Below are 11,623 nucleotides of genomic sequence, written 5' to 3'. Positions count from 1 at the left end.
CGAGCTAAATAAAGCGCTAACTGCGTTATAATTTTTTCAAGTAGAACAACTACATGTCAAAATTTACGCCTTGTTATCACTGTATTTATCTGTCGCTATAAATGGTCAGTAACTTAACACGATTGATATAAAAGGAATTACTAATGAAAAATACTCTAAAAACTCACCTGTTTCGTACTAACCACCTACAAATAGGTGAAGGTAATATTAGCGGTTATATCGGCTGCTTTTTAGCTATGCTGTCTTGTTTAGGCGTGCTCGCCTTTCATTTTCCAGAATATTTAACCACACCGGAATTGAGAAAGAGCTACAGTGTCGAATTTTTACGTCAACTGATGTTTGGTGCGCTTATCGTGGCCGGTAGTTTGGGGTTACTTAACTTTGTACGTAACAAAAATAAACGTTTAGGTGCAACTGCGTGGTTTTTTATTGTGCTGGCCATTGCGTTTGGCGGCCCTAATGTTGAGGTGAATGATTTTGCTGATAACACCCCCTATATAGGCCTAGACTGGTTTATATTAGATTTATTGGGCTCAACCTTAATATTTATTCTCATTGAAAAGCTGTTACCGCACCGCAAAGAACAAAAGATATTACGCAGTGAATGGCGCGGTGATCTAAACCACTTTTTTGTTAACCATTTGATTATTGGGTTTGTGTTATTAGTGACTAATCACTTTGTGCACTATGGTTTTGGTTGGGCAGTGTCAAGCACTGTGCAGGGCTACATCAGTCAATTACCTTTTATATTGCAAGTGCTGTTAATTATTTTAGTCGCTGATTTGATGCAGTACTTTGTACACCGCGCTTATCATGAAGTGCCTTATTTATGGCGTTTTCATGGTATTCATCACAGTGCAAAAGAAATGGACTGGCTTGCAGGCTCTCGCCAGCACATTTTAGAGATTTTAGTGACGCGCAGTTTAGTACTTACGCCTATTTTCGTGCTGGGTTTTTCGCAGCAAGTGATCAGCTTATATGTGATAATCGTGGGTTTTCAGGCGGTATTTAACCATGCCAATGTACGGGTGAAATTTGGTTGGTTGAAATATTTATTGGTTACGCCACAGTTTCATCATTGGCATCACTCTTCAGATAAAGCGGCCATTGACCGTAATTATGCTGCGCACTTTTCATTCTTAGATTATGTTTTTGGCACGGCCGTAAAAGGCCAACAAGAATGGCCAGAAGCTTATGGCGTAGTCGGGGACTATGTACCAACTGGGATGTTAAAACAGCAGCTGTTTCCGTTTAAAAAGCAAAAATAGTCGCGATATGGGAATCCTTTCAATTTAGTGTTTTCGATAGTGATCATATTTTATCGAGTATTGGTATGGACAGATAATAACCAAAAATATATTGCTAAAAAAGGTACTAGTAGTAATAATTGATAACTGAAGGAATATGTATTAGTAGCGACTTTTTTGAAACTAATTAAACACAAGGATTCTATTTTGCAATTTAAATCATTTTTAGTGAGCTTATCTATTTTAGCCGCAAGTGGATGCGGTGGCTCTTCTGGAGACAGTCAAGATACAAAGCCACCTGCTATTTCAGAGCAAACGTTTACGCTCAAAATAACAGCCAATGGTGTTGCCGCAGGACTTGAAGTGTCATGGATGGATAACAAAGCGAAGCTTACTGCAGACAAGGTTATTGAACTGAGCGCAACGTCAAAAACATTTGTACAACCAACCTTATTAGCTATACCAGAAAGTATCACGTGCGACACACAGCTGAGCAATACAACAACGTTGAATTATAGCCTTGCTGTTAAATGTGTATCTTCTCAGGCGAGTTTTGCACAAACAACCCCTTATTCATACCCTGTAACTATTCGTTATGGCGAGCAAAGTATTCAGTTAAAAGACTCTCCAGTCTCGGTTCCACCACTTACAATGATTGAGCCTGAAATTACAGCGCTTGGCGGGCCACAGATTTGTGAAGTTGATGACTCCTCTAATCTTAAGTTTAAAGTAGCTTGCCGTCCTTATACTGTGGTGTATGAAAAACGTAAATTGTATTTGGTGTTTAGTGAACAAGAAAAGCAATTATTATTTGATAACCCCGACAAAGAGCGGTTAATTGAATCTGAATATTTATGGTTTGATGAGCAAGTTTGGTTTATTACTGAAGGCGCCTCTACGCAATACAAATTACACTCTGCTTCTTTTGATAATGGCCAATTAGGTAATTATAAAATCCATGATATTAACGCTTCAAGTCTAGCTATTTCAGGCGGTAAACTATTTGCGTTAACGTCTTTTCCTGATGGTGTTTATAGTTGGCAAAGTGGTAAATGGAAAGCAGTATCTAACCTAATCAACGATGGGGTTTTGAAAAGTGAATTTATTGCAAATAATCAAGACCTTTATCTAGCGCTTGAAGATAATAATGAGGTTTCATCAAAATCGTATATACAGATCATAAATGCTCAGATCCGAGGGAGCACTGTATTGAGTAAGCAGATCAGTACATTTAGTCATACACCATTTTTTGAATATGATGACATCACATTTGGTCTAGGTTTTGGTACTGATGAGCAGTTGCTTATAAATGTAATGGACGTTATACCAAGTGCGCGCGATGACGCTGTGTTTTCATTGAATAATGTACGCAATGCTACTATTTGGCAAAATGGTAATAACCAGTTCTTATTTACAAACCAAGACAGTGGCATTGAACAGTTTAAATTTACACGAGAACAAGTAGAGACAAGTACTGCATTCGATTTAACCGCGTTAAGACAAATAACTCCTGATTGGATTGGCGGCGACTTAGATACTTTACTAGCGGGTGATTTTGTTGAGACAGCATCGATAAAATATGCCGTGCTTAAATATTTACGTAAGGCTGGTACAGAGCAGTCAGAATTGCAGTTGCAATCACGGTTAAATACCACTCAACCGATCAGAGTTTATAATGAAACATGGCGCACAATTGCGAGTTATGCACGAAGTAATACTAAAAAAATAACTCCTATTGTGAGTGAACAAGGCTATTTATTGATTTATGTAGGTGATGCGTCATCTAATCAATCTACGGGGCAACTGTGGGCCCTATCAGCGGATAAAGAGTATTTGATCAAAGCTGATGTGTCATGGGAAAGTTATTCAATGAAAGACTTTCATTTTGAGACTATTTCTGAAAAACACCTTGTGGTGTATAGCGAATTTGCCAACGAAGTCATTACAATAACGCTTGATTAACGCTATTTTATTAACCAACTGAGCTTTGGGTGAATTAGTTTGACCAAAGCTCAGTAAAGTTACTGATATTATAAAAGCATACCAGACACGAAAGCCATATAAGTAGACCAAGGCTTATTTATATTCAGTTTTATTTTATAGCTATGTAGCAAAGCAAGGCGGTAAAGCATGACTCAGAGTCGCGCATAAAAGTTATAGTTTTTCTATTAGTGCTTTTAGAGTTGGTCGTTGGCTCATATCTGCATTCATACATTGTTGAGCAAGTTTTCTTAGCTGTGTTGCATCGCTCGTAACTTCAGAACACACGCTCAGTAAATCATCAATTAAGCAGCCAATCGCTCTGACTTCAATACGCTGCATTTGTTGGCGCTGATAGTCGGTCAGAGAGTCTAAATTAGTTGCTGCGCCAAAGTCACCAAACAATACTGTGTATTCATCGTTTATCATGGTGTTGTGCGCATATACATCGCCATGACTTACGTTATTGATATGTAAGTGGGCAAGGGTGCTGACCATTTGCTTAGCAATGTGTTTAATGGCGTGAGCAGTGAACTGTGTATGCTCAAAAAAGGTATCGCGGGTGCAAGTATCAAGTGACGGCGGTAAGCCGAGGTTTTGATAGTCCTTACTGATAAGCTCCATAACCAGACCAAGTTGCTCTGGGTTATCGATATAGGCGAGAACGTTTATTAGGTTTTTATGTTCGCCCGCTTGCAAGCAACAGTTTACTTCATCAAGTGGATAGCCATCACTGGTGATCGCGCCTTTAAACAGTTTTAACGCCACATTATTGTGCTGCCACTGTGCTAAGTGAATAATCCCAGACGCACCTTCACCAATTTTTTCAACAAGTGAAAACTCGTTTAGTTGTACGGCTGCTAATTGAACTTGTTGTAAACTTTGTGCTTTATTAAAGTCATTGCCTGCAAAAGCCAGCCAACTGAGTTTTGGTAATTCAAACAGCCAGTCATTAACATCAGTTAAGTTATTCGCAGATAAACGCACGAGTTCAAGCGCTTGGCACTGCTGCATGCTGTGTGGCAAAGTCGTTAGTCGATTACCAGCAAGGGCAAGTTTACGCAGTTGCGTAAGTTCACCAAAAGAGTCTGGCAATTGTTCAATATGGTTGTCAGTTAAAATTAACCATTGTGTCGAAAGCGGCAAACTATGCTCGGCAAATTCACTGATTTTATTGCCTTTAAATGCAATCATAATAAGGGAAGGGCATTTTGCCAATACAGCAGGAATATGCTGGAACTGATTGAATGATAAAAACACCCGCTTTAATTTAGTTAAACTAGCAAATTCGTCGGGCAAATCAGATAAATTATTATTTGATAAATCGAGTACTTCGAGGGTATCTGCAAGGGTAAAAATTTCGTCTGGGAATGTGGTTAGCTCTTCAACTAGTTGTAAACGTTTAGTGCCAGCTAATTTACCACTACGAAGCTGTTCAACGGTATTCAAAATACAAATCCATTTATTTAGGGGTTTAACAATAAGAAAATAAAAAGGCCAATCAAGTTGGCCTTAGTCATAATTTTAGTCAATAAAATTAAAATTGTGCGTTGTGGTACACGTTTTGTACGTCGTCACAATCTTCAAGCATCGCTAAAAAGCGTTCCATTACTTCTACGTCTTCGCCTGCAATGGGTGCTTCAACTTGCGGCACAAAAGAGATCAAATCTTCATCAAACTCAGTAACGCCCATTTCTTCAAGTGCGGTACGGGTGTTGTTGTACTCAGTATGCGGAGCAAAAACAGTGACTTTGCCGGCTTCAACTTCTACGTCAGTAACATCAACGTCAGCCATCATTAGTGCTTCAAGCACGGCTTCGTCATCATCGCCATCAAATACAAAAATAGCTAAATGATCAAATAAGTGAGATACCGAGTTTTGTGCACCAATTTTAGCGTTTGCTTTAGTAAAACATACACGTACATCAGCAAAGGTACGTTTGTTGTTGTCAGTTAAGCAATCAACAATGATCATGCAGTTACCAGGGCCATAGCCTTCGTAACGAGTTGCTGAGTAGTCTTCACCGCCGCCGCCTTTGGCTTTATCAATTGCGCGGTCAATTACGTGTGCTGGTACTTGATCTTTTTTAGCGCGTTCAATTAAACGACGTAGCGATAGGTTGCCATCGGGATCAATACCACCATTTTTTGCGCAAATATAAATTTCTTTACCGTACTTTGAGTAAACTTTAGTTTTAGCACCCGCAGTCTTAGCCATTGAATCTTTTTTGTTTTGGTAAGCTCTTCCCATCTGCGTTTCGCCTTAAATATGTTTTTAAAAGTATAAATTTTGTAGTGCCGTATTCTATACCCAACTCGCTTGGAAATACAGAATTCAGTGGGAATTAAAGTTGCTTTGAGTGAGCAAGCAGCACAAAAAATATAACCCGCAGTTGCGGGTTATATTTTCAATCGAAATGTATCGGGTTATTACCAAATACGTACGCGTTGATCTTCTGGTAAATACAAGGCATCACCCGGTTGTACATTGAATGCTTTGTACCATGCATCGTGGTTACGTGGTGCTTGTGCTCTAAAGCGACCGGGTGCATGTGTGCCACCACGAAGCTGGTTTAACATGCTTTGCTCAGTGCGTTTTTCTTTCCATACTTGTGCCCAGGCTAGGAAGAACCGTTGATCGCCCGTAAGGCCGTCAATAATAGGCGCTTCTTTACCGTTTAGGCTGAGTTTGTAAGCGTGATAAGCCATTGCTAACCCACCCACGTCACCGATGTTTTCACCTAAGCTATTACGACCATTAACGAAGTTACCAGGGATTGGCTCGTATTGACTGTATTGTGCAGCAAGTTGGTCGGCTTTGGCATCAAATGCAGCACGATCGGCATCTGTCCACCAGTTACGTTGTACGCCGTTAGCATCTGACTTAGAGCCTTGATCGTCAAAACCATGGCCCATTTCATGACCAATCACGGCACCAATGCCACCATAGTTTACTGCCGGATCGGCATTAGGATCGAAAAATGGTGGTTGTAGAATTGCTGCAGGGAATACAATTTCGTTAAACGAACTGTTGTAGTAAGCGTTAACACGTTGTGGTGTCATGCCCCAGCGGTTACGGTCGGTTTTTTGCAATTCTTTTGCAGCGCTTTCAGCTCGGAAAAACTCGCGGGTATTTTTGATGTTGCCCATCAAATCATTGCTACTTATGCTTAAACCATCAAATGATTGCCATACATCGGGATAGCCAATTTTAGGCACAAACGCAGCGAGTTTAGCGCGGGCATTTACTTTCGTTTCTGCTCCCATCCAGTCTAGGTTGTCAATACGTTCGCCCAGAGCTGTTCGCAGGTTTTCTACCAATGCTGACATTTGTTGTTTTGATGATTCAGGGAAGTAGCGTGCTACATACACTTTACCAATGGCAAAACCTAATGAATCAGTGCTCGACATTTGGCTGATAGCGCGTTTCCAGCGTGGGCGAGGCTCTTGCTGGCCATTTAGCTCTTTTCCGTAAAATGCGAAGTTAGTATTGAATACATCTTCAGACAGTAGCTCTGCATTAGAGCTTAGTGCGTGATAGGTTAAGTAATCTTTCCATACAGTAACATCTTCTTGATTGATCAATGCAATCATGGCTTTGATCGGCTCTGGTTGCGATACATTTAACTGTGGTACTTGGTATCCTGTTTGTTCAAAATACAGATCCCAATTAAAATCAGGATAGCTAGAGCTCAGCTCGCTGCGTTCGATTTGATTTAGGGTAAGGTCGCGGTTACGACGTTTTTCTCGTGGCCACTGGCCTTGTGCTATTTTGGTTTCAAGGGCTAAAATTGCCTCAGCACGTTCAGTTGTATTGTCAACACCTGCAAATTTAAGCATGTCGGCAATATGGGCTACATAAGCAGTACGAGTTTTAACAAAACGTTCTGAATCTTCAAGGTAGTAAGAACGATCTGGTAAACCTAAGCCGCCAGCACCTAATGACATTTCATATTTATTTGGGTCTAAGCGGTTAAACCACATGCCACCACCAATAGGCGAGTTAACGCCCGTTAACCACGATTGGCCAAACAATTTGGTTAGATCATCGGTTGATGAAACGTTACTAATTTCCGTTAGTAGTGGTTTAATTGGCGACACACCAAGCTTATTAAGGGTATCGGTATCCATATACGCGTTATAGAAATCGGCAACTAACTTTTCTTCAGTATTTAAATCTTTTCGGGCTGCGATCTCTTCAATAATTGCCTTAACACGCTCTTCGCTGCGCTCTGCCAATCCTGCAAATGCACCGTAGCGAGTTTTATCGGCAGGCATAACGTAGTTGTCATACCATGTGCCACTGGCGTACATGAAAAAGTCATCACCTGGTTTTATGGCTTCATTGCGGGCTGTTAAATCTACCCCAAAGCTACCTAATTCAGCTTTTGCTGTCTGGGTTTCGGCACTAGGCTGCTGTTGCGCTTGTGTTGTTTTAGGCTCTGAACAGCCGGTCAGAAATGTGGCAGCAAGTGTTGCTGCAATAAGTGTTTTCTTCATTGGATTTCCCTGAATGTAATTTAATTATTTTTATCTCACGTTTTTCTAACTCGGATTGTTATTGATAACCTAAAAACAGACAAACTTTTGAGGTGAATTACTTCTCAGTTAGGTGAAACAACAAGCAACGCGACATACAGTGTGTATCCCGCGCCGAAGATGAGTCTCCATGTTTATGCTGTTTTTTGTTGAAGTTCCCACATGCGCGCGTATTCACCATTGAGGGTAAGTAACTCATCATGTTTGCCTTGCTCGATCAGCTGACCCTCTTTGAGCACAATAATCGTGTCTGCATCTGTTATTGTTGATAAGCGATGGGCAATAACTAAACTGGTATGATTAGAGGCCAGTGCAGACATGGCTTTTAATATTGCTTGCTCGGAATGAGAGTCTAGCGCTGATGTTGCTTCGTCAAAAATGATAATAGGGGAGCGTTTTAAAATGGTTCGGGCTATGGCAATTCGTTGTTTTTCACCGCCTGAAACTTTTAAACCTCGTTCACCAACGAGGGTTTGATCACCTTTATCTAAACTATCAATAAAGCTGCGTAAATGCGCCATATTAATAGCATTATCAATGCCTTGTGCTGTAGCATCTGGACGGCCATAAGCAATGTTGTCGCGAATGCTGGTATTAAATAACACAGTATCTTGTGGCACAATGGCAATCGCTTGTCGCAAGCTGTTGAGTGTGACGCTAGTAAGTTGTTGACCATCAATATGTATTTCACCGCTGTCAATATCATAAAAGCGATACAGTAAACGGGCTAGGGTGCTTTTTCCTGCACCGCTGGCGCCCACCACCGCGACTTTGCTGCCTGCTTTAATAGAAAAACTAAGCTGCTTAATGATAGGTCTTGATGGATGGTAGCCAAAGTTAACGTTTTTAAATTCTATATCAGCGTGTTGTATATTGAGCTGTTGTGCATTTGCTTTATCTGAAATGAGTGGTTTACGGGTTAATAGTCCGAGCATATTTTCAAGGTCGGTTAAGGCGCGGCGAATTTCTCGATAAACAAAGCCTAAAAAATTGAGCGGTAAAAATAATTGGATCATATAGGCGTTGATCATTACCAACTCACCAATAGAGAGTGTGCCTTTAACCACTTCAATACTAGCAAGCCACATTAAGGCGGTGATCGCTGCTGCTATGATCAAGGCTTGACCTGAATTAAGGGCAAGCAACGATAAGCGGTTTTTAAGCCGGGCTTGCTCCCAACTAGCTAAAAAACCATCATAAGTTTGTGCTTCATGCTTTTCATTATTAAAATATTTAACGGTTTCATAATTAAGTAAGCTGTCAATAGCACGGCTATTACTATTATTGTCGGCTTGGTTTGCTTCGCGAATAAAGCGGTTGCGCCACTGTGTTACAACAACCGTGAAGGTAATATATAAAGCCACTGCAAGCAGGGTAACTACGGCAAACCACGGCGAAAATAAAGTTGCAAAAATAATCGCAACTACGGCTATTTCAAATAAAGTTGGCACAATATTGAACATTAAAAAGCGCATTAAGAAGCTTAAGCCACTGGTGCCACGCTCTATATCACGGCTAATGCCGCCAGTTTGCCTATCAAGATGAAACGACAACTCAAGGCTGTGTAGGTGATTAAATACTTTTAGGCCAATATGGCGCATAGCATGTTCAGTTACACGACCAAACAACGCATCACGTACTTCACCAAAAAACACACTCGCAAAACGTAGTCCGCCATACAGTAACAGTAAAGCTATGGGTACGATGACTATATTTTGTAAACTTGGATCAACACTGTCGATTATTTCTTTCAGCGCCCATGGCATCAATAAAGTGGCACCCTTTGCGGCGATCAATGCCAGTGTTGCAAGTGTTACACGGCCTTTAAAAGCAACTAAGTAAGGCCACAAGGTGACAATGCTTTGCTTTAAATTCATCGCATCATGATGTTTTATTGCTTCTTGTTTACCCATTCCGCGCATATTTTCTCTAACTCTATTAAGTCTGCATTAAACTTTTTCTAGTAGCCTAGAGTATAAACTTTAACAGTTTGTATCTAGGGCTATACTACTAACAGCACATAGTACAGTTTAGGCAGCTTAAGACAATGTTTTAGAGTGGTTAATTAAACTCAGTTTTTAACAAAGAAGGGAAAGCAGATGAAAACTATCGGATACGCAGCAAATCAAGCTAATACGCCATTAGAGCCATTTCATTTTGAAAGACGCGATTTGCGCGATGAAGATGTTGCGATTGAAATCTTATATTGCGGGGTGTGCCATTCAGATCTACATACCGTAAATAATGATTGGGGTGGCACCAGTTACCCAATTTTACCAGGACATGAGATTGTAGGTCGTGTCACTGAGGTTGGCAGCAAAGTGACTAAATACAAAGTTGGCGATAATGTAGCAGTTGGTTGTATGGTTGATAGCTGCCTTGAGTGTGACCAATGCCACAAAGGCGAAGAGCAATTTTGTCGCGAAGGCATGGTCGGAACTTATTCAGGAAAAGATCGTATCACTGGTGAATCAACCAAAGGTGGCTACGCCAAACACATTGTAGTGCGCGAAGAGTTTGTTTTAAACGTTCCAGAATCACTTGATCTTGCTAAGTGTGCGCCAATTTTATGCGCGGGTATTACCACTTATTCGCCGCTACGTACTTTTAATGTCGGGCCTGGAAGCCGAGTTGGCGTTATTGGCTTAGGTGGGTTAGGCCATATGGCAATTAAAATCGCAGCGGCAATGGGTGCCCATGTGACAGCTATTAGTCGATCAGATGATAAAAAACAGCAAGCGTTGGAATATGGTGCTGAAGGTTTACTGGTATCTAAAGACGAACAAGCCATGAAAGCATACGCTAATCAGTTTGATGTGATCATTAATACTATTCCAGTTAAGCATGACTTTACCCCTTATATGCCCCTATTAGATATTGATGGTACTCAAGTATTAGTCGGACAAGTGGGTGAGATGGCTGAATCAAACTCGGTGCCATTATTATTGGGGCGTCGCCGCGTGGCTGGCTCTTTGATTGGTGGTATTGCACAAACTCAAGAAATTCTTAATTTCTGTGCGCTGCATAATATTTTACCGGAAGTAGAGATGATCAACATGGCAGATATTAATCAGGCTTTTGAACGCTTAAAAGAAGGTGATTTGTCTCATCGTTATGTCATTGACATGTCCTCACTTGAAGTCGCTTAATTATCGACTGTGATTTTTGGCCGTAAGTAGTTTTACTTGCGGTTTTTTTTGTTCAATTGCAAATTAGCTATTGAAATAGGGCAATTACTCCCCATTTATAATACCAGCTTGCTATTTAGATAATAAAATGATCCGTTTTCGCTTAGTCCTTACTGTATTACTGCTGTTTACTGCACTTTTTAGTGTGCAGGCTAATGCTGTGAGCAACGCTGAGACTAATGTGAGCCAGCCTACCGCTTTTTTTCAGTCGGCGATGTTATCTGATTTGAGTGTTTTAGAGGTTAAGGTATTTGATACTTCAGTATCAGATAGCACCCCTTTTACCAAGAAGATACCAATTGCGGCGGCTGATCAACAAACAGAAGGCGCGGGGTTTGAGTCTTTACAGCCACGCTTTTCAGCGAGTAATTCATCGTTATTTCTGTATCAAAGCCAAGTTGAGCCAAGTTATGTGGCAATATTTGAGTTTTTTGTACCTAGCCTTGCGCGCCAACTTTACTTACAACCCCTTGAACCGCCAATAACATTACCTTGGTTTGTAGCCTACGAAGGTAAAAAATCACGGATTAGTGGTTGGAAAGACGCCAACTTACAATACCGTGCAGTACTTACTTACTTCAGTTAACTCTTCCTACTAATTTTTTCGATGTTTTAGTCATTCAACTAAAGCAAATAAATTACTGCGCCTATGAGGCGAGAAACCGATGC

The 11,623-nt window shown here is 40.7% G+C and carries 8 protein-coding genes; 4 read left to right on the top strand and 4 right to left on the bottom strand.

Annotated features, from left to right (window positions below; all coding sequences use genetic code 11):
- Positions 1–143: 143 nt before the first annotated feature.
- Entirely contained in the window at positions 144–1,268 is a 1,125-nt protein-coding gene (locus H5187_RS14835; RefSeq protein ID WP_149982407.1) for a sterol desaturase family protein, read from the top strand.
- A gap of 186 nt (positions 1,269–1,454) precedes the next feature.
- The gene (locus tag H5187_RS14830) at positions 1,455–3,209 is read left to right on the top strand and encodes a hypothetical protein (RefSeq protein ID WP_182797995.1); all 1,755 of its coding nucleotides are present in this window, start codon (positions 1,455–1,457) and stop codon (positions 3,207–3,209) included.
- Between the two features lie 192 nt (positions 3,210–3,401).
- Here the strand turns inward: H5187_RS14830 and H5187_RS14825 are convergent, their stop codons facing one another.
- The 4 genes from H5187_RS14825 to H5187_RS14810 all read right to left on the bottom strand — a co-directional run bounded on the left by H5187_RS14825 (position 3,402) and on the right by H5187_RS14810 (position 9,643).
- The gene (locus H5187_RS14825) at positions 3,402–4,676 is read right to left on the bottom strand and encodes a leucine-rich repeat-containing protein kinase family protein (protein ID WP_182797994.1); all 1,275 of its coding nucleotides are present in this window, start codon (positions 4,674–4,676) and stop codon (positions 3,402–3,404) included.
- 88 nt (positions 4,677–4,764) lie between these two features.
- Positions 4,765–5,478, bottom strand: coding sequence for a YebC/PmpR family DNA-binding transcriptional regulator (locus H5187_RS14820; RefSeq protein ID WP_145233481.1), 714 nt, complete (start codon positions 5,476–5,478; stop codon positions 4,765–4,767).
- A gap of 179 nt (positions 5,479–5,657) precedes the next feature.
- On the bottom strand, positions 5,658–7,727 hold the full coding sequence (locus H5187_RS14815; RefSeq protein WP_182718566.1) for a M13 family metallopeptidase: 2,070 nt from the start codon (positions 7,725–7,727) through the stop codon (positions 5,658–5,660).
- A 173-nt stretch (positions 7,728–7,900) separates the two neighbouring features.
- Positions 7,901–9,643, bottom strand: coding sequence for an ABC transporter ATP-binding protein/permease (locus H5187_RS14810; protein ID WP_182797997.1), 1,743 nt, complete (start codon positions 9,641–9,643; stop codon positions 7,901–7,903).
- A gap of 222 nt (positions 9,644–9,865) precedes the next feature.
- On the opposite strand from H5187_RS14810, the gene H5187_RS14805 reads away from it, so the two are divergent.
- Positions 9,866–10,915: an NAD(P)-dependent alcohol dehydrogenase gene (locus H5187_RS14805; RefSeq protein WP_182767569.1), complete on the top strand. Its 1,050-nt coding sequence runs from the start codon at positions 9,866–9,868 to the stop codon at positions 10,913–10,915.
- A 127-nt stretch (positions 10,916–11,042) separates the two neighbouring features.
- A complete protein-coding gene (locus tag H5187_RS14800) occupies positions 11,043–11,540 on the top strand; it encodes a hypothetical protein (protein ID WP_182718568.1) in 498 nt (165 codons plus the stop codon).
- Positions 11,541–11,623: the final 83 nt, after the last annotated feature.

The sequence above is a fragment of the Pseudoalteromonas sp. SG44-1 genome (assembly GCF_014164315.1).
In the GTDB taxonomy this organism is placed as follows: Bacteria; Pseudomonadota; Gammaproteobacteria; order Enterobacterales; family Alteromonadaceae; genus Pseudoalteromonas; species Pseudoalteromonas rhizosphaerae.
Note: the sequence above shows the minus strand (reverse complement) of the source record. Positions and strands in the feature narration are given on the sequence as shown.

What these genes read in the sequence shown, in the direction of transcription:
- H5187_RS14835 (WP_149982407.1), top strand. Translation starts at nt 144, where the DNA reads ATGAAAAATACTCTAAAAACTCACCTGTTTCGTACTAACCACCTACAA.
- H5187_RS14820 (WP_145233481.1), bottom strand. Translation starts at nt 5,478, where the DNA reads ATGGGAAGAGCTTACCAAAACAAAAAAGATTCAATGGCTAAGACTGCG.
- H5187_RS14815 (WP_182718566.1), bottom strand. Translation starts at nt 7,727, where the DNA reads ATGAAGAAAACACTTATTGCAGCAACACTTGCTGCCACATTTCTGACC.
- H5187_RS14810 (WP_182797997.1), bottom strand. Translation starts at nt 9,643, where the DNA reads ATGAATTTAAAGCAAAGCATTGTCACCTTGTGGCCTTACTTAGTTGCT.
- H5187_RS14805 (WP_182767569.1), top strand. Translation starts at nt 9,866, where the DNA reads ATGAAAACTATCGGATACGCAGCAAATCAAGCTAATACGCCATTAGAG.
- H5187_RS14800 (WP_182718568.1), top strand. Translation starts at nt 11,043, where the DNA reads ATGATCCGTTTTCGCTTAGTCCTTACTGTATTACTGCTGTTTACTGCA.